The sequence below is a fragment of the Burkholderia sp. Bp9016 genome, from assembly GCF_003857765.1.
GTDB lineage: Bacteria > Pseudomonadota > Gammaproteobacteria > Burkholderiales > Burkholderiaceae > Burkholderia.
On the sequence record NZ_QTPY01000003.1, the window covers coordinates 64,952 to 88,483 of the forward strand.

Genomic DNA, 23,532 nt, shown 5'->3' on the forward strand with positions numbered 1-23,532 from the left:
GCCGCATTGCTGCGGCCGCACACGAAAATCCGGCGTCAGTTTAGCGTCGCGACGACGAAATCGGGTTGCGTAACCTGCTCATGCAAACCCTACATTATGAGATAAGATTGCATCCAGGAGACAGATGAGGAAACAAAAATGCCTGAACCGGTTCTCGATCGCATCGATCGCCACTTGCTGTCGGTGCTGCAGGAGAACGGCCGCGCGTCGAACCTCGATCTGGCGAAGGCCGTCGGCCTGTCGCCCGCGCAGACACTGCGCCGCCACCGCCGGCTGGAAGAGATCGGCGCGATCCGCCGTTACGAGACGCGTCTTTGCCCCGATACGCTCGGTTTCGGCGTCACCGCGTTCGTGCACGTGACCATGGAGCGCGGGCATATCCGCGACCTGTCGAAGTTCCAGAAGCTGGTGTCGGATCTGGCGCAGATCCAGGAATGTTTCTCGGTGACCGGCGACATCGACTACGTGCTGAAGGTGGTCGCGCACGACCTGAAGGGGCTGTCCACGTTCCTGCTCGAGACGCTGATGCGCATTCCCGGCGTGAGCGGCGTGCATTCGAGCGTGTGCCTCGACGAGATCAAGTGTACGAGTGCGATGCCGGTGGAAAGCTAAAGCGTCGAGTGATGCACCGAGCCATGCGTCGTTCGATTGCCGTGTTTACCGCACCGCTTCAAACGCACTGATCAGCAACGCACCCGCCGCGATCACCGCGCACCCGGCCGCCCGGCGCCGCGTCAGCCGCTCGCCGAGATATACGCGCGCGATCAGCGCCGCGAACACCACGCTCGTCTCGCGCAACGCCGACACGGGGCCCATCGGTGCGCGATCCATCGCCCAGATCACGATCCCGTACGCGAGCGCCGCAAATACGCCGCCGCACGCGGCCTTCGCCGTTTCGCCGACATCCTGCGCGAGCCGCAGCGACCCCGCCCGCAGCCGGTAGTACACGGCCATCATCAGCCCGGTCAGCACGAACATCCACGCGGTATAGCCGATCGTGCTGCCGCTTTCGCGTACGCCGATCCCGTCGACCACGCTGTATGCGGCAATCGACACGCCGGTCGCAAACGCGGTCGGCAACACCTGCGTCATCCGGTGCCGCGCACCGCGTCCTCCTTCCAGCCCGATCGCCATGATCCCCGCGCAAATCAGCACGAGCCCGCATTGCGCGCCCGCGCTCAGCCGCTCGCCGGCGAACGCCGCCGCGCCCAGGGTGACGAGCAGCGGCGCGGTGCCGCGCGCGACCGGATACGCGACGGTCAGGTCGCCGTGTTCGTACGCGCGCACCAGCAGCAGCGTATAGACCATATGAATCACCGCCGATGCGGCGACGCAGATCCAGCTCGCGAGCGAGATCGGCGCGGCGGCCGGCAGGAACAGCAGCGCGAACAGCCCGATCGCAATCTGCAGCACGGTGGCCGAACGCAGCCGGTCGCCGCTGCTGCGCACGAGCGCATTCCATGACGCGTGCAGGAACGCGGCACACAACACGGCAAACAAAACGGGAATCGGCACGCTGAATACTCGCTGACGGCCGGCAACGCGAAATCGTCGCCGCGGGCCGTACATCGTATGAATGCGTCACGCGATTGTCAAAAACGACCGGCTGCTCGACCGCCCGGCCGACCCTGCCCGCTGCGCGCTATCGCCCGCCGGACATGGCGCCCGGGGCAGTGACCGGGCCCCCGGCCGAATGTGTCGCAAAGGTGGCAGACACATCATACCTTTCCGTTGTCTTTCACCGCCCTCCGCGCCGTAATGAAATCGATACCGCAACGCAACCGCCGCGAAACCGCTCCGCCCCCATATCTTCATACCGGACTGTTTCAATGCCGGTGCTCTATCAACGAGCTCCGCGCCGAACCGACACGGCGACGGGGCCGATCTCCACCATCGCAAACCTATCTGGAGCTTCCCGATGTTCCGTCAAGCCTTGCTCGTCACCGCCTGCGCCGGCGCAACACTTGCGCTGTTCGCCTGCGGCGGCAGCGACGATCCCACGTCGACGCCCGCCGTGTCGTCGCAGGATGCGCTGAAGACCGCCACGCCGATCAAGCACGTCGTCGTGATCTATGGCGAAAACGTGTCGTTCGACCACTACTTCGGCACCTACCCGAACGCGTCGAACCCGTCGGGCGAACCGGCATTCACAGCGAAGTCCGGCACGCCGGCGGTCAACGGGCTGACCGGCACGCTGCTGAGCGCGAACCCGAACTTCACGAACACGGCCAACGGCACCGACGCCGCGAACCCGTTCCGCCTCGATCGCACGCAGGCCGCGACCGCCGACCAGAACCACGCATACACGGCGGAGCAGCAGGCCGAGGACAACGGCCTCGCCGACCTGTTCCCGAAATACACCGGCAAGGGCTCGTCCGGCGGCGCCGGCGCGTTCGGCACGAAGGGCCAGGTGATGGGCTTCTTCGACGGCAACACCGTCACCGCGCTGTGGAACTACGCGCAGCGCTTCGCGATGAGCGACAACGCATATACGACGGTGTACGGCCCGTCGACGCCGGGAGCGCTGAACGTCGTGTCGGGCCAGACCAACGGGATGCAGATCGTCAAGACGTCGGCACAGCCGTCGACGCTCGCGAAGAGCTCGTACTACATCAATGACGGCCAGGGCGGCTTCACGATGATCAACGACGTCGACCCGGGCTACGACGTGTGCTCGAGCACGACCGACCAGGCGATGATGACCGGCAAGAACATCGGCGACCTGCTGAACGGCGCGAAGATCACGTGGGGCGGCTTCATGGGCGGCTTCAACCTGTCGACGACCAACAGCAACGGCACGACGGGCTGCGCGCGCAGCACGATCGCCACCGCCGTGAACGCCGCGACGGCCGACTACATCCCGCACCATAACTGGTTCCAGTACTACGCGTCGACGTCGAACCCGCAGCACACGCGCCCGAGCTCGGTCGCGGCGATCGGCTCGAGCCTCGAAACCGACGGCAAGACGGCCGAACCGGCGAACCACCAGTACGACACCGACGACTTCTTCGCGGCAGTGAAGGCCGGCAACTTCCCGTCGGTCAGCTTCCTGAAGGCGCCGGCCGCACAGGACGCACACGCAGGCTATTCGGATCCGCTCGACGAGCAGGCGTTCGTGACGAAGGTCGTCAACTTCCTGCAGCAACAGCCCGACTGGCAGAGCACGGCCGTGATCGTCACGTATGACGACTCGGACGGCTGGTACGACCATGCATACACGACGCCGACCCGCTCGTCGTCCGACGCGGTCGACCAGGTGAACGGCAACGGCAAGTGCGGCTCGGGCGGCACCACCGGCGTGAACGGCGGCACCGTGAACGGCCGCTGCGGCCCGGGTGTGCGCATTCCGCTGGTCGTGATCTCGCCGTACGCGAAGCAGAACTACGTCGACCACACGCAGATCGACCAGGCATCCGTCGTGCGCTTCATCGAGGACAACTGGCTCGGCAGCCAGCGCATCGGCGGCGGCTCGTTCGATGCGTCGGCGGGCGATCTGCGCGGCCTGTTCGACTTCTCGTCGAAGCCGAATACGGCGCCGTTGTATCTAGATCCGACGCAAGGCACCGTGCTGAGCGCAGCGCCGGCGATCTGACCGGCATTGCATAACACGTAGCAGCACGCAGCAGGCCGGCGCATCGTGCGCCGGCCGTTTCCATTCAACGCGCCGCTTCGTGCGGCGCCCGCACTCCGACTTTCGACCGACAGCATGACAGCTCGTCCCGCGTACCCGTCTCCCGACGCATCCGGCGCCGCCGCGCCGCGTTCCCCTTCCCGCGCGCTGCGCCGCGCGGCGCTCGCGCTCGGCGCGGTCGTGCTCGGCTACGGCGCGTTCGCAATCGCGTTTCCGGCCCGCACGCCGGCGGCGATCGGCGAGCTCGTCGCCGACTGGACTGGCGCGAATCCGCATCCGGTCGTGCTGCAGCGCCCGGCCGCTCAGCCGCTGTCCGCGGTCGCGCAACTGGGGCGCGCGCTGTTCGTCGATCCGTCGCTGTCGGCCTCCGGCAAGCAGTCGTGCGCGTCGTGCCATAGCCCCGATCACGCGTACGGCCCGCCGAACAGGCTCGACGTGCAGCCGGGCGGCCTCGCGATGACGCAGCAGGGTTATCGTCCGCCGCCGTCGCTGATGTACCTGTACCGGCAGCCCAACTTCAGTATCGGCCCCGACGCCGGCGAAAACGACGCTGCGCCGAGCGTCGCGCAGCAGGCCGCGTCGGCGGCCGGCGTCGTCAAGGCACAGAAGGTGGCCGGCACGTCGGCCGCACCGCAGCTCGTGCCGCAAGGCGGCATGTTCTGGGATGGCCGCGCCGATACGCTGCAGCAGCAGGCGTTCGGACCGCTGCTGAATCCGGTGGAAATGGCGAACGCAAGCATCGACGACGTCGCGCGCAAGCTCGCGCAGTCGTCGCATCGCGCGCAGTTCGAGCAGTTGTTCGGGCCGCGCGTGTTCGACAGCCCGCAGCTCGCGGTATCGGAGGCGATGTTCGCGATCGCGCGGTATCAGGTCGAGGATCCGTCGTTCCACCCGTACAACAGCAAATACGATCGCTGGCTCGAAGGCCGCGCGCGCCTCACGCAGGCCGAGCTGCACGGGCTGCGGCTCTTCAACGATCCGGACAAGGCCAATTGCGCCGGCTGCCACCTGTCGAAGCCCGGCAAGGACGGCTTGCCGCCGATGTTTACCGACTATCAATACGAGGCGCTCGGCGCGCCGCGCAACCGGCAGCTCGCGCAGAACCGCAACCCGGCGTTCTACGATCTCGGCGTGTGCGGACCGTTCCGCGAGGACCTGAAGGACCAGACGCAGTATTGCGCAATGTTCCTCACGCCGACGCTGCGCAACGCCGCAACGCGCCACGTGTTCTTCCACAACGGCGTGTTCCATACGCTCGACCAGGTGATGGCGTTCTACAACGAGCGCAGCATCTCGCCGCAGAAGTTCTATTCGCGCGGCGCGGACGGCAAGATCGACGAATACGACGATATTCCGGCGAAGTACCGTGCGAACGTCGACGTGACCGATGCGCCGTTCGATCGCAAGCCCGGCGACAAGCCCGCGATGACCGCGCGGGACATCAAGGATATCGAAGCGTTTCTCGGCACGTTGACCGACGAGCCGGCCCGCTGAGCGGCGGCGGGCCACCGCGCGGCGTCAGCAGCGCGCGCGGATGCAGAGGAAGGCCGGCGACAGCGACAGCTCCGCATGGAGCCGTTCCGACACGGCCTTCATCTCGGGCAGCGGCAGCGGCTCGACGAAGCGCTCCAGCCGCCAGCCGGCGTCGGCGAGCGCATTCAGGATGTCGGCAAGCGGGCGGCGCCATGCCTCGACATACGGCTTCGGTTCGCCGAAACCCGACCAATGAATGCCGAACCGGTTCGTGTCGAAGTACGTGCCCTCCCCGTGCGTGCGCTCGTCCATCCAGTCGCGCATCGGATGGGCCATCGAGAACGCCAGCGTCGCGCCCGGCCGCGCGACGCGCCTGAATTCCCGCAGCGTCGGCGCGAGATCGCGCAGATAGTCGAATGCGAGCGAGCACAGGACCTTGTCGAATGACCGGTCGGGCAGCCAGTCGAGCGGCGCCGCGAGATCGCCTTCCGCGACGTCGACCGCGAGCCCCGCGCAGCGGGATTTCGCGAGTGCGATCATTTCGGGCGTAATGTCGAACGCATGGACGGTCGCACCGCGGCGCGCGAGGTGCTCGCTGCAGATGCCGGGCCCGCAGCCGGCGTCGAGCACCGTCAGGCCGTCGACGTCGCCGAGCAGCGCCAGCGTCGCCGGCCGTTCGTAGAGTGCGTTGTGCGCCTTGGTCGGCGCGATGTCCGCATAGCGTTGCGCGAAACTCGCGTACGCGCGGCGGGCGGACAGTTCGTTCGGGTCGGTCATGCGGCGTCCGTCGGGAGAATCGGAGTGTCGATTCTGCCCGATCGGCGCGCGGACGGCGACGTTCGAACGTCACCGCTTATCGCGGGTTCTCGGCCCGGTACGTGCTGTTCGGGCGCAGGACGAGCTTCTTCGCGGCGGCGTCCAGTGCCTTGCCGTGATACAGATCCATGCACTTCAGGTAGTCGAACCTGACGTCCGCGACTTCCGATTCGACAACCGGATTCCGGTAATCACGTGCAAGGTATTTCGCCACCAGCGCGTGCACGACGTCCGGTGCGCGCTCCAGGTCGTAGTAGGTCCAGTCGCGCAACGCGTTCGTGCTGCTGCCGATATCCTTGCTCACGGCGGGCGCCTGCGCGTAGGCGGTAGCCAGGCACTGCGCGAGCACCATGTCCTTGAAGTTCTGGAGGTAGGTCCGTGAGCCGGCTTCCGGCGACGTTCGGGTTGCCTCCTTCGCCGACACCGTTGCAGGATGAAGCGCAGCACATGCCAGTGCGGTCGCGATCCAGGCTCCCTTCATGACAGACTCCAAAAATTCGCACGATCCGTACGATAGCGTGCGCCTGGTTCATTGAAATAGCAGTGGTCGTACACGTACGTCCATTGAACAACGTTGCATGGCCCTGAGCATCACGCCAGCCGGACACCTCGAACAAGATGACGCCCTGTCGGCCGGCCAGCGGCCCACCGTTCGACGGCGGATAATGGACTCCGTCCGACTTCCCCCAACGCTGTTCGAGAAATTGAATCAAGTCACGAACGCGAAAAAAGTATTGCCGATTGTCTCCGCCCGATACCGTTTGCTCGGGAACTCGGGGAATCACCATGCCGGCCTCTCCGAGGATGTAGCTCATTCTCACCGCACAGATGTTGCTCCACCGTTCCGAAGGATTCGGATTATTGACGTTCTTCTCAACGTATCCACCGATCACTTTCGCGGCCCGCTCGCCGGAATTGGCCGGATCATAAATGCGCTGGGACGCCGCCCACGCAACGGCAAATGAAGGTCGTTTCACTTCGACTCCTTGTCATCGGAATTAACTTGGTTGGCTGGAGTGCATGGGAAAATCACCGCGACTCATGGTTTCCCGAAACGCTTCGGGTCCTTCATCCCGTACATCATGCTGCACTCACGGAAAGCGTTTTGTAATAATCATCGGGCGATACCTGTCCTGCCCTCGCCCACCTCCCGCGAAGCACCCCCTCGTTTTCCCCAACCCCGACCGTCTTGACTCCCGTCGCCCGATCGATAACACTTCGCACATCGCAAGTGTGATCACAGATCGCAGATCAAACCCAGGAGACCCCCGCCTTGGCGCCTCGTATCGTCCCGCCCGCACTGAAAGCCATCGAATCGGAAACGATGGCCGACAAGGTCTATCAGCAACTGCGCGAAGCGCTGATGAGCGGCCGTTTCGCGCCTGGCCAGGCGCTGAGCCTGCGCAGCGTCGCCGAGGCGGTCGGCTCGTCGACGATGCCCGTGCGCGCCGCGCTCACGCGGCTGCGCGCCGAGCGCGCGCTGGTCGACGGCCCGAATCGCGCGCTCGTCGTGCCGCCGATGACGCTCGACATGCTCGATGAACTGCGCGACGTGCGGATCGCACTCGAAGGCTGCATCGCCGAACGCGCCTGCGCACGCATGACCGACGCTCAGATCGCCGCCGTCCGCAAGACCTGCGAAACGATGCAGGCACAGGTCGAGGCCGGCCGTTCGCGCGCGTACCTGCAGAGCAATTTCGCGTTCCACAGCGCGATCTACGCGCACGGCGCAAGCGAAAGCACGCTCGCGATTGTCGAGAACCTGTGGATGCGCGTCGGGCCGTTCCTCAACATGGTCGCGCTCGATATCCCGCACATGCGGCGCTCGATGGATGCGCACCGCGCGATCGTCGATGCGCTCGAACGGCGCGACGGTGCCGGCGTGCGCGCCGGCATCGCGCTCGACATCGGCGGCGCGGCGCACGATCTCGCCGAGACGTTGCGGGCCGAGCAAACCCCGCGGCGCGCAAACGCAAAGCCGTAGCGGCCGCATTGCGCAGCAGCCGGTCCGGCGGCGGCGCATCCGATACAACTTCAACGATGGAGACAACCCGGCATGACAGCTTCCGACCTGCTGAAACCCTATGACGGCCTGCGCGTCCTGGTGACGGGCGGCGCCTCGGGCATCGGTCTCGAGATCGCCGACGCGTTCGCCGAATGCGGCGCGCGCGTCCACGTGTGCGATGCATCGCAAGCCGCGATCGCGGCGCTGGCGGACCGGCCGTCCCGCCCGGCGATCAGCGCGACGCTGGCCGACGTAGCCGATCCGGCCGCGGTCGAGCGCGTGTTCACGGACGTAGCGGCGGCACTCGGCGGCCTCGACGTGCTGGTCAACAATGCGGGCATCGCGGGCCCGACGGCCGGCATCGACGAAATCGATCCGGTGCAGTGGGAGCAAACGGTCGCGATCAACCTGACCGCGCAATTCCAGTTCGCGAGGCGCGCGGTGCCGCTGCTGCGCGACGCGAAGCACGGTGGCGCGATCATCGCGCTGTCGTCGGTCGCGGGGCGGCTCGGCTACGCGTTCCGCACACCGTACGCGGCGACCAAGTGGGCCGTCGTCGGCCTCGTAAAAAGCCTCGCGATCGAGCTCGGGCCGCTCGGCATCCGCGTGAACGCGATTCAGCCCGGCATCGTGCGCGGCCCGCGGATGCGTCGCGTGATCGAGGCGCGCGCGCAGCAGCTCGGCATTGGCTACGACGAGATGGAGAAGCGCTATCTCGAGAAGATCTCGCTGCGGCGCATGACCGATCCGGCCGAGATCGCCGCGACCGCGCTGTTCCTGTGCTCGCCGGGCGGACACGGCATCACCGGGCAGGCGATTTCCGTCTGCGGCAACGTCGAAGTGCTCTGACGCTTCTCTCGCATCGCTCACCGAAAGGAATCCATCCGTGGCAAACGCTCGCAAAGTCATCATCACCTGTGCGCCGACCGGCGCGATCCACACGCCGTCGATGTCGCCGTACCTGCCCGTGACGCCCCATCAGATCGAGACAGCCGCTGTCGCGGCTGCCCAGGCCGGCGCCGCAATCCTGCATCTGCACGCACGCAACCCGTCGGACGGCAAGCCGACGCAGGACCCCGCCGTGTTCGCCGAATTCCTGCCGCGCATCAAGGCGCAAACCGACGCAGTGATCAATCTCACGTCGGGCGGCAGTCCGCACATGAGCGTCGATGAACGGCTGCAGCCGGCGCTGCATTTCCAGCCCGAGATCGCATCGCTGAACATGGGCTCGATGAACTTCGGGCTCTATCCGATGCTCGAGCGCTTTCGCGAACTGAAGCATCCGTGGGAACGCGAACATCTCGAGAAGAGCCGCGACCTGGTGTTCAAGAACACGTTCGCCGACATCGAGACGATCCTCACGCGCTGCGGCGCGAACGGCACGCGCTTCGAATTCGAGTGCTACGACATCTCGCACCTGTACAACCTCGCCCATTTCGTCGACCGCGGGCTCGCGAAACCGCCCTTCTTCGTGCAGAGCGTGTTCGGCCTGCTCGGCGGCATCGGCGCGCACCCGGAAGACCTGATGCACATGCGCCGAACGGCCGACCGCCTGTTCGGCGACGATTACGTGTGGTCGATTCTCGGCGCGGGCCGCAACCAGATTCCGCTCGCGACGATCGGCGCCGCCCAGGGCGCGAACGTGCGTGTCGGGCTCGAGGACTCGCTCTGGATCGCGCCCGGCAAGCTCGCCGAATCGAGTGCAGCGCAGGTGCTGAAGATACGACAGGTGCTCGAGGGCCTGTCGCTGGATATCGCAACACCAGCCGAGGCGCGCGCGATGCTCAAGCTCAAGGGCGGCGACGCGGTCAATTTCTGATCGCCGGGTAACGCCCGCACCCGCCCTGCATCAGGACCCGCAAGCGCAGAGACAAGGCGACGGCCCGCGCCGGCGCCAGGACGCCCTTCATCGCCCCGCTCCCGTCGAGCGCCGCCGGCGCGGCTCCGTCGTCTGCTCCTCCGCTGCGCGCGACGCAGCGGCCTCTGTCGAACGCGGCGCGCCGTGCTTGCCGTGTGCGCCCGTTCGCCTTTACCGGAGTCGTCCGCATGTCCACTCACCACGCCCAGGCACTGCCTTCCGCCGCCTGCGACGCAAGTGCGTCGCTGAACCGGCTGCTGTTTCGCAAGCTGATGCCGCTGCTGATCGCCGCCTATGTCATCAGCTTCCTCGACCGCACCAACATCGCATTCGCCAAACACTCGATGGGTGTGGATCTCGGCATTTCATCCGCCGCCTACGGGCTCGGCGCGGGTTTGTTCTTCCTCACCTACGCACTGTTCGAGATCCCGAGCAACCTGATCATGCACCGCGTCGGCGCTCGCTTCTGGATCACGCGGATCATGATTACCTGGGGTGCGCTGTCGATCGCGATGGCATTCGTCGGCGGCCCGACGTCGTTCTATGTGATGCGTCTGCTGCTCGGCGTCGCCGAAGCCGGGCTGTTTCCGGGCGTGATGCTGTATCTCACGTACTGGTTCGGTCGCGAGGAACGTGCGCGCGCGACAGGCTATTTCCTGCTGGGCGTGTGCATTGCGAACATCGTCGGCGGGCCACTCGCCGGCGCGCTGATCGAACTCGACGGTTCGCTCGGCTTGCACGGCTGGCAATGGCTGTTCGTCGTCGAAGGGATTCCCGCGATCCTGCTCGCCTTCGTCGTCTGGATGCGCCTGCCGGACCGCCCCAGCAGCGCGCCGTGGCTCTCCCCCGAAACCGGTCGGACCCTCGAACGCACGCTGGCGGCCGAACAGGATGCCGGTGTTGCCGCCCACGGCGGCCACGCATTCGGCGCCGCGCTGCGCGATCCGCAGATCTGGCTCGCGATCTTCGTGTACTTCTGCCACCAACTGACGATCTACACGGTGATCTTCTTCCTGCCGGGCATCATCGGCGCATCAGGGCGTTTCTCGCCGTTCGCGGTCGGATTGCTGACCGCGTTGCCCTGGCTCGCCGCCGCGCTCGGCGCAGCAACGCTGCCGCGCTTCGCGCGCGAGTCGCACCATTCGCGCCGGATACTGTGTGCCGGGCTTGTGGTGATGGCAGCGGGGATGGTCGGCGCCGCGCATGCGTCGCCGGTGGCCGGCCTCGCTTGCGTGTGCGTCGCCGCGTCGATGTTCTTCGTCGTGCAGTCGATCGTATTCACGTTTCCCGCGTCCCGACTCGCGGGCAGCGCGCTGGCCGGCGGCCTCGGTCTCGTGAACACGTGCGGGCTCCTCGGCGGCTTCGTCGGCCCGACTGTCGTCGGCGCTATCGAACAGGCGACGGGCAATGCAAAGAACGGGCTCACGCTGCTCGCCGCAGCGCTCGTCGTCGCGGCGTTCGCAAGTCTTGCGCTGCGCCACGGGCACGAACGGCCCGATGCGCGCTCGAACGACTGAGCTTCCGCGCGATTCAAACCGGCGCGATGCGGCGACCCCGTCTCGTCCGCATCGCGCCGCGCACCGTCAGAACAGATACATCCCCGCGACGAACACCACGCCCGAGAACAGCAGTGTCGTCACGCAGTACCCCATGATGTCGCGCACGCCGAGCCCGGCGATCGCGAGCGCGGGCAGCGCCCAGAACGGCTGCGCCATGTTGGTCCACGCCTCGCCGTACGCGATCGCCATCGCGGCCTTGCCGAGATCGGCGCCGAGCGCCTGCGCGGCCGGCATCACGAACGGGCCCTGCACGACCCAGTGGCCGCCGCCCGACGGCACCGCGAAGTTGATCACGGCCGAGCTGAGGAACGCGAGCAGCGGGAACGTGTGCACGTTCGCGATATCGACGAACCACTTGGTGATCACGCCCGCGAGACCCGAGTGATCCATCAGCGCCTGGATGCCCGCATAAAACGGGAACTGGATCATGATCCCCGACGCACCGCGCGCCGCGCCGGCCACCGCACGCGCATAGGCCATCGGCGTGCGGTGCAGCAGGATCCCGGCCGCGAGGAACGCGAGGTTCACTGTGTCGATGTCGAGCGCGAAACCCTTCTGCATGAAACGCAGCACCAGGAACACCGCGCACAGCGCCGCGACGAAGATCGACAGCGCGCGGCTCTCTTCCAGTCGTTCGGCGAACGTCGCGTCGGGTCCGAGCTGACGCTCGACGCTCGGCGGCTCCGCGAGCAGCGCCGGGTCGACGCTGACGACCTCGCCGGGCTTCGGCATCATCATCCGTGCGAGAAACGGCAGCATCACGATCAGCCCGATCGTGATGAACGCGTTGTAGCCGGTGAAGATCGTGTGCGACACGGGAATCAGCCCGATGGTCTTTTCCATCGGATTGCCCTTCGTCGCGGCGACGAGCGGGACCGAACCCGACAGCCCGCCGTGCCAGCTCAGGAAGCCCATGTATGCGGACGCGACGAGCAACCGGTAGTCGCTGCCGGCCACGCGGCGCGCGACTTCACGTGCGAGCATCGCACCGAGCACGAGACCGAAGCCCCAGTTGATCGCACAGGCAAGCGCGCCGACGAACGCGACGAGCATCACGCCCTGCCCCGGCGTGCGCGCGGTGCTTGCGAGCGCAACGAGCATGCGTCGCACGGGCGGCGAGCTCGCGAGCGCGTGGCCGGTGACGAGAATCATCACCATCTGCATCGAGAACGCGAGCAGGTTCCAGAAGCCGGAACCCCACATCGTCGTGAGTTGCGCGGGCGTGTTCGGCGTGAGGCCAAACGCGAGCGCGAACGTGACGATCGTCAGCAGGATCGCGAAAATCAACGGGTCGGGCAGCACGCGGTGGACCACCTGCGTGAAAAAGCGGGAAATGCGTTGAATCAACTTGAGCTCCTCGTTTCCTGACAGGGACGTCCGCGCGTGTGGTTCGTTGTTCGGTGCGCGGAATCGCGCGGATTCTTGCACAGAACCGAAAGACGCGCTTCGGCGTGCGCCCCGGCGTGATCCGGCAGCGATACGCGCGAGAAACGGATGAGAAACGGGCGAGGAAACGGGGAAAAAACGACTGCGGCCGGCTCGGGCTCCGCCTGCGAGGATGATGGATAACGGCGCAGCTCAGCGAGCAGCCGTCGCCGGCGTACCGACCATCGCCATCGCATTCGCACGCCGCTCCGCCAGCTTCTGCGCGAACCGGTACGCAACGAGCGAACCGGCCACCGCCAGCAGCATCGGCACGAGACTGTCGTGATTCGCGTGCGTGAATTCGAGCAGCAGCACGACGGCCGTGATCGGCATCTGCATCGACGCAGCGAGAAACGCGGTCGCGCCGATCAGCGCGCATCCGCCGATCGACGCGCCTGGCCACACGAGGCTCCACAGCCCGCCGAGCACGACACCCAGCAGCGCGCCGTTCGCGAGGCCCGGCGTCAGCAACCCGCCCTCGGCACCCGCGCGCAAACTGCCCGCCTCGATCAGCACCTTCAGCACGAGCAGCGCGGCGGCAAGACCGATCGTCAGCGAGCCGTCGAAACCCAGCGAAGCCGGTCCCTTGCCATTGCCGAGCAGTTGCGGAAACCGCGTCGCAAGCACACCGATCACCGCGAAGTTGATCAGCGCGAGCACCGGCAGCAGCCGGCCCTTCGGCGCATCGGCCCGCGCACGGGTCGTAAGCCGCACGAAGCCATACGCGGCGAAGCCGAACAGCGGCCCGCAGACGATCGACCATGCGACGAGCGGCGCGCTCAGCACGAACGGCGGCACCGCGTACTGGTGTTCGTTGCCGAGACCGATCCACGCCACGACCGCCGCGATCGCCGACGTGACGATCGCCACGACCAGCGCGCGCATGTCGAACGTGCCGAGCAGCACTTCGAGCACGAACACGGCGCCGCCGAGCGGCACGTTGTAGACGGCCGCGAGGCCGGCGCCCGCGCCGCACGCGACCATCAGGCGACAGTCGGCGGGCGTGAGCCCCGCCCGGTGCGCGAGCCGCCCGGCCAGCAGCGAGCCGATCTCGCGCGGCGCGACTTCGCGGCCGAGCGGCGAACCGAGCGCGACGGTGACGATCTGCAGCAGCGCGTGAACCGCCGTGCTGACGAACGGCATCCGCGGGTCGGCCGCGCGAACCGCACGGCGAATGCTGACCAGCGGCCGCCCGTATCGATAAAGCGCCCACCAGCCGCCGCCCGCGACGAGCCCGCACACGACCAGCACCGCCAGCCTGCGCAGCGGATCGGCCCGGGTCACGCCCGTGAGGAAGCTCTCGGTGCCAACCGCGTGCTGGAGGCTGTAGCCGTAGGCGACATGCTGGATCGCGTGCAGCAACAGCGCGAGCAGCATTCCGCCGAAGCCCGCGCCGAAGCCGGTCAGGACCGTGACGACGGCGATCCGTGCAAACGGGCTGGTGGACGGCGAAGAAGACGCGGAAGCGAACGGGAGATCGGGGCGCATGAGGTCGGCGAACGAGGATCGAAAGACGGCGCGCACCATGCACGCCGCCGTCAGGACCGCATCGTAGGCCTCGGCTTATCATGCGACAAACGTATTTTTCTGATCAACTCATGTATTTTTAGAATACTGTGGTGACGGCGCACCGCGACGGGCGCGCCGCCCCGTCATGGCGTCACTCTGAATAAGTCACCCGCTCCGGCTCGCGTCGCATGATTACCTTCCCGTGCCGTACCGAGAGCGTGGCCTTCGCCTGCCGGCGCACCGCTTCGTAATCGCTGCCCGCGTCGAGCACGACGAGGTTTGCCGGACGCCCGACCGCGATCCCGTAACCGTCGCCGAGATGCATCGCCGTCGCGCTGTGATCGGTCACGAAGTCGAGGCAGCGCTGCAAGTCCTGGTAGCCCATCATGTGGCAGATATGGAGCCCCGCATCGAGCACCCGCAGGATGTTGCCGTTGCCGAGCGGATACCACGGATCCTTGATCGAATCCTGCCCGAAGCACACGTTCAGGCCCGCGCGGTCGAGCTCCGCGACGCGCGTGACGCCGCGCCGCTTCGGAAACGTGTCGAAACGCCCCTGCAGGTGGATGCTCTCGGTCGGGCACGAGATGAAGTTGAGCCCCGCGCGCTTGAGCAACCGGAACAGCTTCGAGCAATACGCGTTGTCGTACGAACCCATCGCGGTCGTGTGGCTCGCCGTCACGCGCGCGCCCATCCCGCGTACGCGCGCTTCTTCCGCGAGCACTTCGAGAAAGCGTGAATGCGGATCGTCGGTCTCATCGCAGTGCACGTCGACGAGGCAACCGGTGCGCTCGGCCAGATCCATCAGGAAGCGGATCGAACTGACGCCCTGCTCGCGGGTGTTCTCGAAATGCGGAATCCCGCCGACGACATCCGCGCCAAGTTCGATCGCCTGCGCCATCAGCGCGCGCCCGTCGTCGAACGATTCGATGCCTTCTTGCGGAAACGCGACGATCTGCAGATCGACCAGCCCGCGCGCCTCGTCCTTCACTTCGAGCATCGCCTTCAGCGCGGCCAGCGTCGGATCGGTGACATCGACGTGCGTACGCACGTGCTGGATGCCGTGATCGCGCAGCATGCCGATCGCCGTGTGCGCACGCGTCTTCGTATCTTCGTGCGTGATCGTCGCCTTGCGTTCGGCCCAGCGCTCGATCCCCTCGAACAGCGTGCCGCTCATGTTCCAGGCCGGCTCGCCGGCCGTGAGCACGGCATCGAGATGGATATGCGGCTCGACGAGCGGCGGAATCGCGAGGCGCCCGCCCGCATCGACATCGTCGGCGCCGACGGGCGTGACCGGCGCGGTTTGCGCGTCGATCCGCGCGATCTTGCCGGCGTCGATGCCGATCGTGAACAGTCCGTCGCGGTCGCGCAGGCGTGTATTGAACAGGTTCATGTGGGTCCAGGCGTCATGCGGCCCCGGCGGGCCGCGTGGTGGGGAAACCGGTTCGGGCAAGGCGCCCGGCCGTTATCTGAAATCCTCGATCTTGAGGCCGGTCGCCGCGCTCATCTCCTCGTTCGACACATCGCGCACGTGCTTGCCGAACGTCCATACGTGCCGGCCCGGGTCGCGGGCGCGATACACACGCTCGCCGTAGAACTGGTCGGCCGGCGCCTGCAGGATCTCCGCACCGGCGGCACGCGCGCGTTCGCAATGCGCGTCGATGTCCGCGTCGTCGGGAAGATGCACGCGAACGCTCTGCGTGTTCCGGTCGCCGGTATCTTCCGGCGACGCGATGAAATCGGCCCACGAACCGCCGACCATAACGACACCGTCGCCGAATTTCATTTCGGCGTGGGCGATGTCGCCTTCCGGCGTGGTGACGACGATCAAGCGCTGGAAGCCGAATGCGCGCTCGAGCCACGCGAGCGCGGCTTTCGGGTCGCGATAGCACAGCGCGGCGCTGAAGGACGGACGGCGAGGCGTGGTCATGGGGTGTCTCCGGATCCTGTCGTCGGATTGCTCATTCTCCACGCACCCGCCGCGGCGATCAACTCCCGCCCCGGAGACGCCCGTGTTGTCGATGCGCGACACGGGGGGCGCGGCCGCCGCGCGCCACATGCCTCATCGTCATGGAAAACCCATGACCCGCCGGGCTCACGCCGGTTTGTGAACGCCGTGTGACGCACTCTTGCGCGACTCGCAACGGTGCCCTCGCACACCCGCCGCCGAAATCGGTCGAACGCGCCCCTACACTTGCGCCGAACTTGATCGATAGTCCCACACGCAGGAGTCCTTAAATGAAAAAAACCACCGCCACCGTCGCATGCACCGTCGTGCTGTTCGCCCCGCTCGCCCATGCGCAGAGCTCGGTCACGCTGTACGGCCTGATCGATGCCGGCATCGCGTACACCAACAACGCCGGCGGCGCGGCCCAGTGGCGCATGGCCACGGGCACGATCAACGGCAGCCGCTTCGGCCTGCGCGGAACCGAAGATCTCGGCGGCGGCGTGAAAGCGCTGTTCGTGCTGGAGAACGGCTTCAACGCGAACAATGGCGGGCTCGGCCAGGACGGCAAGCTGTTCGGCCGCTTCGCGTACGTCGGCCTGAGCGGCAACGGCTACGGCACGCTGACGCTCGGCCGCCAGTACGACACGCTGGTCGACTTCGTCGGGCCGCTGTCCGCCACGGCCGGCGACTTCGGCGACACGGGCTTCGCCCATCCGTTCGACAACGACAACCTGAACCATTCGGTGCGCATCAACAACGCGGTCAAGTACACGAGCGACACGATCGCGGGCTTCAAGGTCGGCGCGCTGTACGGCTTCTCGAATTCGACGAACTTCGCCGGCAACCGCGCGTACAGCGTCGCGGCGAGCTACACGAACGGCCCGTTGAAGCTGGCCGGCGCTTACCTGCAGATGAACGGCACGAAGGGCTCGACGAGCGCGAGCGCCGGCGCGACCGATGTGGCCGAAGCGAAAAGCGTGAGCCAGGGCGGCTGGTCGGTCGGCGCGGATCGCATGCGTGCGTATGGCGGCGGCATCGGCTACGTGTTCGGCCCGGCGACGGTCGGCTTCGTCTATACGCGCTCGCAGTACGACAACTCGGGTTCGTTCGGCTCGACCGGCCAGGTCGCGTTCAACAACTTCGACGTGAACGTGCGCTATGCGCTCACGCCGGCCGTCAGCCTCGGTGCGGCATACGTGTACACGGACGCCTCCGTATCGAACCCGGACAGCAGGCACGGCACCGATCCGAAGTGGCACCAGGTCGACCTGCAGGCCGTGTACAAGCTGTCGCGCCGCACCGACGTGTACGCGGAAGCGATGTACCAGCACGCCTCGGGCCGCGGCTACCAGGCGTTCATCAACACGTCGGGCGGCGCATCGAGCACCGCGAACCAGATCGTCGGCACGATCGGCATGCGCACGCGGTTCTGATCGGTATCGGCAAGCGTTGCCCGCCGGCAACGAATCCGTCGCACCCAGCGGGTTCGTTCGACGCGGGCGGCACACGCCAATGTTGTGCCATCTGGAAAGATGCCTGCCTGGAATCGGGGTTTTTGCGATCGCGCGCGCTGCATAGACTGACGTCGACGGTTCGGATCGAACCTCGATCGCCGAACCGGCCACACACCCGTCTACAGGAGAACATCGTGAAATCGCTCGTCGTTACCGCCGCCGCTGTCGTGCTGCTCGCTGCACCGGCCCTGTCGTTCGCCCAGTCGGCCCAGTCGCACGTCACGCGTGCGCAGGTGCTGCAGGAACTGGTCGATCTCGAGTCGGTCGGCTACAACCCGGCGCGCGGTGAAGTGGGCAACTATCCGGAAGACATCCTCGCCGCCCAGGCGCGCCTGAATGCGAAGCGCGTCGCGCAACGCGAAGCCGCGCAAGCCGCATACGGCCCGGCCGGTGCGCCGGCAACGGAATCCGGCGCGGCGGTGAAGCCCACGCTGTAACGAGATGACGGCGCGCGCCGCCCGCACCGATGGTCTGCCGCGGGCGGCGCGCGTAGCGAACCGGGATGAAGCGAACGGGCCGGACGAAGCCTTCAACGTCCGGCCGACTCGCGCTCAGGCGGCCTGCGGTTCGCGGCCGATCGCGTTGAGCATGTCGACGTCGCGCGCGATCATGCCCGGCACCTGTGCGCGCAGCATCTCGACCCACGTGCGCACCTTCGCGTCGACGAAACGGCGCGACGGATACAGCGCATACACGTTCATCTTCTGCAGGATGTGCCCGGTCAGCACGCGCACGAGCGTGCCGTCGTGCAACGCGTCGATGGCCGAATACAGCGGCAGCATGCCGATCCCGATGCCGTCGCGGATCGCGAGTGCAAGCGATTCGGCGGTGTTGGTCTGCACCGGCCCCGTGACGTGGATCTGCTCGACGCCGTCGGCCCCTTCGAGCACCCATTCGTGCGTCGGAAAGGCCGGCGTGCAGAGCGTCAGGCACGCATGCGCGCCGAGATCCTGCGGACGTGCCGGCGCGCCGTGCCGCTTCACGTACTCGGGCGACGCGCACAGGATGCTGAAGGTCGAACCGAGCAGGTGCGACACGAGTTCCGAATCGGGCAGCGACGACGCGGTCACGACCGCCATGTCGCTCGTCCCGTCGAACAGGTCGGGCATGCGCTGCGACAGCGACAGCTCGATCGACACGTCCGGAAACTGCGTGTGATAACGCGTGAGCGCGGGCATCACGTAGTGATGGCCGACGCTCGCGAAGCTGTGCATGCGCAGCACGCCGGCAGGCCGTTCGTGCGCGCAGCTCGCTTCTTCTTCCGCGCGATCGACGTCGGCGAGGATCTGGCGGCAGCGCCGCAGATAGCTTTCGCCGGCCGACGTCAGCGCGAGACGGCGCGTCGAGCGGTTCATCAGACGGGTGCGCAGGCGCGCCTCGAGCTCCGAGACCGCACGCGACATCGCGCCCGTCGTCGAATTCAGCGATTGCGCTGCCGCGGTGAAACTGCCCGTCTCGACGACGCGCGTGAACACCCGCATGTTTTGTAGCGTATCCATTCCTGTGAGCAACCTGTAGCGGAGCCGCTATTTTCCTCCACCGGGCAAGACAGATTGTTACGTGGCCTGCAACTATCGTTTCCCCGTAGCTGCGTTAATGCCTGCGCGCCGCACTCCTACAATCGGCGCCTCAACAGTCGAACGGACCCGTTCGGACGCGCCGCGGCACGCGCCCCAATAGGGCCTGTTCACGCCGATAACGGGCTTGCGAACGTGCCTTGCCGGTCGTAGTGCAAGGAGCAAGGAGCGCCGTTTGGCCGAGTCAGACAAGCGACGCGCGACGCCGCAATATGGCCGGCAAGGCACGTTCCCCTGTTTGGAAAATTCATTCGTGGGGCTGGCCACCGGAAGGGCCGATCGCCGCGTCATGCTCCTCGCGAATACGTCGAGTATTCGCTTCGTCGCAATCCTTGCGCTCGGCCCTTCCGGTGGCCAGCGCAAGCCCGTTATCAGCGTGAACAGGCCTTACATGAAGCAACAACCTGCGATCGAGCGACCTTCCATCGAACCGGCACGATGGAGGAGATGGCTGGATCCGCTCGGCGACGCCGCGCGCGACTGGGCCGCGAGCGACGGTCTCGTCTGGTTGCACCTCGCGAAAACCGTGCTCGCCGCGCTGCTGGCGATGGGCATTGCGATGCGGCTCGAGATGTCGCAGCCGCGTACGGCGATGACGACCGTGTTCGTGCTGATGCAGCCGCTGTCGGGGATGGTGTTCGCGAAGAGCTTCTACCGCATGCTCGGCACGGCGGCGGGCCTCGTCGCCGCACTCGCACTCGGCGGCCTGTTCGCACAACAGCCGGAGCTGTACATGGCCGGCATCACGCTGTGGATCGGCGCCTGCATCGCGCTCGCGGTGCGCAACCGTCACTTTCGCTGGTACGGGTTCGTGCTCGCCGGCTACACGGCCGCGCTGATCGGCCTGCCCGCGGTGATGACGCCGCAGACGCTGTTCCAGTCGGCGCTCACGCGCGCCGGGGAAGTCGCGCTGGGCATCGCATGCTCCGGCGCGGTCAGCGCGCTGATCCTGCCGCTCAGCTCCGCGAAGACGCTGATGCGCACGCTGACCGCCCGTCACGTGAAATTCCCTGCGTTCGCGGCCGGCGCGCTGTCGGGCGAACTTGCACGTGGCGACTTCGAACGGCGCTTTGCCGATTTCGTCGACGAGATCGTCGGCTTCGAAGCCAATCGCGCATTCGCATCGTTCGAGGATCCTCACATTCGCGCGCGCAGCCGCCGGCTCGCGCGGCTGAACAGCGAATTCATGAACGCGTGCACGCGGCTGCATGCGTTGCACCAGCTCATCAAACGCCTGCGCGCGAACCGGTCGGACGCCGTGCTCGACGCGCTCGCCCCGCATATCGACGCGCTCGCGCAACGGATCGCCGCATTGCGCGACGAACGACAGCGCGGCATCGCCTCGACGACCGGTGCGCTGCTCGAACTACGCCGCTTTCACGATGCGTTGCCGAAGGCGGCGCGCGCGACGCGCCGCGAGATCGAAGCACACGCGGCCGGCGGCGTGCTCGACTTCGATACGGCGATCGAGCTGATGTATCGCTTCATCGGCGAATACCTCGGCTATGCCGACACCTATGCGTCGCTCGATCAGGACAATCACGCGCTCGAACGCTCGGTCACGCACTACGCGGTGAAGACCAATGCGTTCTTCGTCGGCTTCGCGTTCCTGCGCACGCTCGTCGCCGTCGGCGCGATGAGCGCGTTCTGGATCGCGTCCGAATGGCCGAGCGGCTCGCTCGCCGTAATCGCCACCGCCATCGCGTGCGCGCTGAGCTCGATGTCGCCGCGTGCACCGAAGTTCGTCGCGCAAATGGGTGTCGGCGCGGCGTTCGCGACCGCCGTCGGCTACGTGTTCCTCTGCTACGTGTATCCGAACATCGACGGCTTTCCGCTGCTGTGCGCGGCGCTCGCGCCCGTGCTCGGCCTCGGTGCGTTTCTCGCGATGCGACCGGGCCTGTCCGGCTACGGGATCGGCTTCGCGGTGTTCTTCTGTCTGCTCGCGGGCCCCGACAATGCCATCGCATATACACCCGAGGTGCTGATCAACAACGGTCTGGCGGTGGTCGTCGCGATGTTCGCGTGCTCGATCGTGTTCGCCGTCGTTTTTCCGACCCGCATGCCGTGGCTCACGGGCCGCATCGCGCACGACCTGCGCCGCCAGGTCACGCTCGCGTGCGAAGGCGTGCGGGACGGCCTCGCGCCGCGCTTCCAGTCGAGCACGCACGACCTGATGGCACAGCTTCGCACGCTGCTCGTGCAACGCACGCGCCAGCATCGCGACGCGCTGCGCTGGATGCTGGCGACGCTCGAAGTGGGTCACGCGGTGATCGACCTGCGCGACGAACTGCATGCGTTCTGCGACGCGAAACCGCCGCAGACGCTGCACTGGACCGCATCGATCGACGCGGTGCTGCACGCGCTGCCGCGCTTCTTCGACGATCCGACGCCGAGCCACCACGCACGCACGTTGAAATCGGTGAACCTGGCGATCCGCGCGGCACAGCACACGCTGCATGCGTGGTATGCGGTGCCCGAAGCGCGTCGTCGCATGCAGCGCATCGTCGGCTGCCTGCACTTCATCCGCAGTGCGCTGCTGGACAAGGACGCGCCGTTCAACCGACACCGTCGCTGAGCGTCGGTGTCGGTCGATGCATGCGCAACGTCATCCTTGTTCCGTCTGGAAATAAGCTCTGCACCCGCGGTGATTAATCTTCAAGCAGTGCGAGCCTATAGTTTCCTCACTGCCAGCGAGACTGGCAATCACCCAGGAGAAACCCAAATGAAGCCGCTGCACCTCGCCCTCGTTGCCCTTTCGCTCACCGCCGCTGTCGCACACGCACAGCCTGCGCCGGCCGAGCTCGCGCAACAGCAGGCGAACCGCGCCGAATCCGTCCAGGCCGCAGGCCGCGTCGATCGTGCGCAATCGAAGCAGGAAGACCCGAACGCATGCGTCGGCCCGGTCAGCTTCTGCAACGTCTACTTCGGCAGCTGAGCATGACGCCGCGTCGTCACGGCCAGGCCCGCCGCTCGCGCAGCGCATGCGCGAACGCACGGCGAGCCGGCCGATCGCCGCTCCCGCAACACGACTGCCCGCCACGCCGCTTCGATTGAAGCGGCGCATGCCGTTTCAGGCGCCGCGCCCCGGCCGCCAGCCCACTTCGCGCAACGCATCCAGCAAGCGCGCCTGCCCCAGCCCTTCGACCCGCGCACCACGCGACTCGACGTCGCCGCCCGCCACCAGCGCATTCACGATCGCCTCTTCCACCGCTTCCGCCGCCGCGACGAACAGCGCGGAGATATGATCGTTGTTCACCATCCGCACATCGGTCGTCGGCGCACCCTTGCTGCCGTAGTTCGCGGCCGGCAGCCCGTCGTTGCCCGTTGCGAACGCAAGGAAGATGTCGCCGCTCGAATCCTCGGTGCCACCGCCCACGCGCGCCAGCCCGACGCTCGCGCGCTGCGCGAGGCGCGTGCACTGATGCGGCAGCAGCGGCGCGTCGGTCGCGATCGTGACGACGATCGACCCCATCCCGGCTTCGCCCTGCGCGTCGGCTGCACGAAACGGCGAATGCACGTGACGCAGCACTTCGCCGACCGGATAGCCGGCCACGCGCAGCATCTCGCGCACGCCGTAGTTCGCCTGCACGAGCGCGCCGACGGTCCAGCCGCCCGCGTCGGCCCCGGTCACGCGCGACGCGGTGCCGATGCCGCCCTTGAACTCGTGGCAGATCATGCCGGTGCCGCCGCCCACGCCGCCTTCGGCGACCGGCCCGGACTGCGCAGCGGCCAGCGCACGCAGCACGTGCGCGGCGCTCACGTGCTGCCCCCAGATGTCGTTGAGCAGACCGTCGTAGGTTTCCATCACGACCGGCATGCACCAGTACACGCGGCCGGCCGCCGCTGCGCGCTCGTTCGCGACCAGCGCATCGCGCACCGCGCCGACGCTGTGCGTGTTCGTATAGGCGATCGGCGTCGTCAACAGGCCGGCCTCGCGGATCCATTCGAGCCCGGTCGCATCGCCGTTGCCGTTCAGCACATGGACGCCCGCGAAGCACGGTGAGTCGTACACGGCGCCCGAGCGCGGCTCGATGACAGTGACGCCGGTGCGGATCGACGCGTCGCCGTTCTCGACTTGCAGCGTGCAATGTCCGACCCGCACGCCCGGTACGTCCGTGATCGCGTTGAAGCGGCCCGGCGTGCCGAGTCCGATGCGGATGCCGAGATCCCTCGTGCGCATGATGCAGTTCCTCCTGTCTTTCAATGGGTCGATGTTT

The 23,532-nt window shown here is 66.9% G+C and carries 20 protein-coding genes and 1 pseudogene; 11 read left to right on the forward strand and 10 right to left on the reverse strand.

Annotation, left to right across the window (positions count from 1 at the left end; translation table 11 throughout):
• The first annotated feature begins 138 nt into the window (after nucleotides 1-138).
• Nucleotides 139-612, forward strand: a complete 474-nt coding sequence (locus tag DIE13_RS04640) for an Lrp/AsnC family transcriptional regulator (protein ID WP_006479071.1) — start codon at nucleotides 139-141, stop codon at nucleotides 610-612.
• Between the two features lie 45 nt (nucleotides 613-657).
• On the opposite strand, the gene DIE13_RS04645 is transcribed toward DIE13_RS04640, so the two are convergent.
• Nucleotides 658-1,569 carry an EamA family transporter gene (locus DIE13_RS04645; protein WP_124826045.1) on the reverse strand — a complete coding sequence of 304 codons (912 nt, stop codon included), beginning with the start codon at nucleotides 1,567-1,569 and terminating at the stop codon, nucleotides 658-660.
• Nucleotides 1,570-1,918: 349 nt separating this feature from the next.
• Here DIE13_RS04645 and DIE13_RS04655 point away from each other — a divergent pair, with 349 nt between their 5' ends.
• Together DIE13_RS04655 and DIE13_RS04660 are read left to right on the forward strand one after the other, a co-directional pair.
• On the forward strand, nucleotides 1,919-3,592 hold the full coding sequence (locus DIE13_RS04655; protein ID WP_124826046.1) for a phospholipase C: 1,674 nt from the start codon (nucleotides 1,919-1,921) through the stop codon (nucleotides 3,590-3,592).
• 114 nt (nucleotides 3,593-3,706) lie between these two features.
• Nucleotides 3,707-5,125: a cytochrome-c peroxidase gene (locus DIE13_RS04660; RefSeq protein WP_124826047.1), complete on the forward strand. Its 1,419-nt coding sequence runs from the start codon at nucleotides 3,707-3,709 to the stop codon at nucleotides 5,123-5,125.
• A gap of 24 nt (nucleotides 5,126-5,149) precedes the next feature.
• Here DIE13_RS04660 and DIE13_RS04665 read toward each other — a convergent pair whose 3' ends face one another.
• The 3 genes and pseudogenes from DIE13_RS04665 to DIE13_RS33275 form a co-directional block, all read right to left on the reverse strand.
• Nucleotides 5,150-5,881, reverse strand: coding sequence for a class I SAM-dependent methyltransferase (locus DIE13_RS04665; protein WP_124826048.1), 732 nt, complete (start codon nucleotides 5,879-5,881; stop codon nucleotides 5,150-5,152).
• Between the two features lie 76 nt (nucleotides 5,882-5,957).
• Nucleotides 5,958-6,401, reverse strand: coding sequence for a type VI secretion system amidase immunity protein Tai4 (locus DIE13_RS04670; RefSeq protein ID WP_124826049.1), 444 nt, complete (start codon nucleotides 6,399-6,401; stop codon nucleotides 5,958-5,960).
• A 97-nt stretch (nucleotides 6,402-6,498) separates the two neighbouring features.
• Nucleotides 6,499-6,735, reverse strand: a pseudogene (locus DIE13_RS33275) (T6SS effector amidase Tae4 family protein); the annotation flags it as partial.
• Between the two features lie 458 nt (nucleotides 6,736-7,193).
• On the opposite strand from DIE13_RS33275, the gene DIE13_RS04680 reads away from it, so the two are divergent.
• The 4 genes from DIE13_RS04680 (at nucleotide 7,194) to DIE13_RS04695 (ending at nucleotide 11,300) form a co-directional block, all read left to right on the forward strand.
• Nucleotides 7,194-7,904, forward strand: coding sequence for a GntR family transcriptional regulator (locus tag DIE13_RS04680; protein ID WP_124826050.1), 711 nt, complete (start codon nucleotides 7,194-7,196; stop codon nucleotides 7,902-7,904).
• 72 nt (nucleotides 7,905-7,976) lie between these two features.
• On the forward strand, nucleotides 7,977-8,774 hold the full coding sequence (locus DIE13_RS04685; RefSeq protein ID WP_124826051.1) for an SDR family oxidoreductase: 798 nt from the start codon (nucleotides 7,977-7,979) through the stop codon (nucleotides 8,772-8,774).
• A gap of 37 nt (nucleotides 8,775-8,811) precedes the next feature.
• Nucleotides 8,812-9,744, forward strand: coding sequence for a 3-keto-5-aminohexanoate cleavage protein (locus DIE13_RS04690; RefSeq protein WP_124826052.1), 933 nt, complete (start codon nucleotides 8,812-8,814; stop codon nucleotides 9,742-9,744).
• A gap of 227 nt (nucleotides 9,745-9,971) precedes the next feature.
• The gene (locus tag DIE13_RS04695; RefSeq protein ID WP_124826053.1) at nucleotides 9,972-11,300 is read left to right on the forward strand and encodes an MFS transporter; all 1,329 of its coding nucleotides are present in this window, start codon (nucleotides 9,972-9,974) and stop codon (nucleotides 11,298-11,300) included.
• A 66-nt stretch (nucleotides 11,301-11,366) separates the two neighbouring features.
• Here DIE13_RS04695 and DIE13_RS04700 read toward each other — a convergent pair whose 3' ends face one another.
• The 4 genes from DIE13_RS04700 to DIE13_RS04715 form a co-directional block, all read right to left on the reverse strand.
• Complete coding sequence (locus DIE13_RS04700; protein WP_096498761.1) at nucleotides 11,367-12,689, reverse strand: TIGR00366 family protein; 1,323 nt, start codon at nucleotides 12,687-12,689, stop codon at nucleotides 11,367-11,369.
• 231 nt (nucleotides 12,690-12,920) lie between these two features.
• On the reverse strand, nucleotides 12,921-14,255 hold the full coding sequence (locus DIE13_RS04705; RefSeq protein ID WP_124826054.1) for a chloride channel protein: 1,335 nt from the start codon (nucleotides 14,253-14,255) through the stop codon (nucleotides 12,921-12,923).
• 172 nt (nucleotides 14,256-14,427) lie between these two features.
• Nucleotides 14,428-15,669 carry a cytosine deaminase gene (gene codA / locus DIE13_RS04710; RefSeq protein WP_124826055.1) on the reverse strand — a complete coding sequence of 414 codons (1,242 nt, stop codon included), beginning with the start codon at nucleotides 15,667-15,669 and terminating at the stop codon, nucleotides 14,428-14,430.
• Nucleotides 15,670-15,741: 72 nt separating this feature from the next.
• Complete coding sequence (locus DIE13_RS04715) at nucleotides 15,742-16,206, reverse strand: VOC family protein (RefSeq protein WP_124826056.1); 465 nt, start codon at nucleotides 16,204-16,206, stop codon at nucleotides 15,742-15,744.
• Nucleotides 16,207-16,514: 308 nt separating this feature from the next.
• Between DIE13_RS04715 and DIE13_RS04720 the strand changes: the two genes are divergently transcribed.
• Nucleotides 16,515-17,657, forward strand: a complete 1,143-nt coding sequence (locus DIE13_RS04720; RefSeq protein WP_124826057.1) for a porin — start codon at nucleotides 16,515-16,517, stop codon at nucleotides 17,655-17,657.
• Between the two features lie 215 nt (nucleotides 17,658-17,872).
• Entirely contained in the window at nucleotides 17,873-18,175 is a 303-nt protein-coding gene (locus DIE13_RS04725; protein WP_124826058.1) for a DUF4148 domain-containing protein, read from the forward strand.
• Between the two features lie 114 nt (nucleotides 18,176-18,289).
• Here the strand turns inward: DIE13_RS04725 and DIE13_RS04730 are convergent, their stop codons facing one another.
• Complete coding sequence (locus DIE13_RS04730) at nucleotides 18,290-19,237, reverse strand: LysR family transcriptional regulator (RefSeq protein ID WP_124826059.1); 948 nt, start codon at nucleotides 19,235-19,237, stop codon at nucleotides 18,290-18,292.
• Nucleotides 19,238-19,706: 469 nt separating this feature from the next.
• On the opposite strand from DIE13_RS04730, the gene DIE13_RS04735 reads away from it, so the two are divergent.
• Together DIE13_RS04735 and DIE13_RS04740 are read left to right on the forward strand one after the other, a co-directional pair.
• Complete coding sequence (locus DIE13_RS04735; RefSeq protein ID WP_124826060.1) at nucleotides 19,707-21,890, forward strand: FUSC family protein; 2,184 nt, start codon at nucleotides 19,707-19,709, stop codon at nucleotides 21,888-21,890.
• A 147-nt stretch (nucleotides 21,891-22,037) separates the two neighbouring features.
• Nucleotides 22,038-22,250 (forward strand): hypothetical protein, encoded by a 213-nt coding sequence (locus tag DIE13_RS04740; protein ID WP_124826061.1) that lies wholly within the window; start codon nucleotides 22,038-22,040, stop codon nucleotides 22,248-22,250.
• A gap of 135 nt (nucleotides 22,251-22,385) precedes the next feature.
• Here the strand turns inward: DIE13_RS04740 and DIE13_RS04745 are convergent, their stop codons facing one another.
• The gene (locus DIE13_RS04745; protein ID WP_124826062.1) at nucleotides 22,386-23,495 is read right to left on the reverse strand and encodes a P1 family peptidase; all 1,110 of its coding nucleotides are present in this window, start codon (nucleotides 23,493-23,495) and stop codon (nucleotides 22,386-22,388) included.
• Between the last annotated feature and the right edge of the window lie 37 nt (nucleotides 23,496-23,532).

Coding starts and splice junctions, on each gene's coding strand:
- DIE13_RS04640 (WP_006479071.1), top strand. CDS start 139: ATGCCTGAACCGGTTCTCGATCGCATCGATCGCCACTTGCTGTCGGTG.
- DIE13_RS04645 (WP_124826045.1), bottom strand. CDS start 1,569: ATGTACGGCCCGCGGCGACGATTTCGCGTTGCCGGCCGTCAGCGAGTA.
- DIE13_RS04655 (WP_124826046.1), top strand. CDS start 1,919: ATGTTCCGTCAAGCCTTGCTCGTCACCGCCTGCGCCGGCGCAACACTT.
- DIE13_RS04660 (WP_124826047.1), top strand. CDS start 3,707: ATGACAGCTCGTCCCGCGTACCCGTCTCCCGACGCATCCGGCGCCGCC.
- DIE13_RS04665 (WP_124826048.1), bottom strand. CDS start 5,881: ATGACCGACCCGAACGAACTGTCCGCCCGCCGCGCGTACGCGAGTTTC.
- DIE13_RS04670 (WP_124826049.1), bottom strand. CDS start 6,401: ATGAAGGGAGCCTGGATCGCGACCGCACTGGCATGTGCTGCGCTTCAT.
- DIE13_RS04685 (WP_124826051.1), top strand. CDS start 7,977: ATGACAGCTTCCGACCTGCTGAAACCCTATGACGGCCTGCGCGTCCTG.
- DIE13_RS04695 (WP_124826053.1), top strand. CDS start 9,972: ATGTCCACTCACCACGCCCAGGCACTGCCTTCCGCCGCCTGCGACGCA.
- DIE13_RS04705 (WP_124826054.1), bottom strand. CDS start 14,255: ATGCGCCCCGATCTCCCGTTCGCTTCCGCGTCTTCTTCGCCGTCCACC.
- codA (WP_124826055.1), bottom strand. CDS start 15,669: ATGAACCTGTTCAATACACGCCTGCGCGACCGCGACGGACTGTTCACG.
- DIE13_RS04715 (WP_124826056.1), bottom strand. CDS start 16,206: ATGACCACGCCTCGCCGTCCGTCCTTCAGCGCCGCGCTGTGCTATCGC.
- DIE13_RS04720 (WP_124826057.1), top strand. CDS start 16,515: ATGAAAAAAACCACCGCCACCGTCGCATGCACCGTCGTGCTGTTCGCC.
- DIE13_RS04730 (WP_124826059.1), bottom strand. CDS start 19,237: ATGGATACGCTACAAAACATGCGGGTGTTCACGCGCGTCGTCGAGACG.
- DIE13_RS04735 (WP_124826060.1), top strand. CDS start 19,707: ATGAAGCAACAACCTGCGATCGAGCGACCTTCCATCGAACCGGCACGA.
- DIE13_RS04740 (WP_124826061.1), top strand. CDS start 22,038: ATGAAGCCGCTGCACCTCGCCCTCGTTGCCCTTTCGCTCACCGCCGCT.
- DIE13_RS04745 (WP_124826062.1), bottom strand. CDS start 23,495: ATGCGCACGAGGGATCTCGGCATCCGCATCGGACTCGGCACGCCGGGC.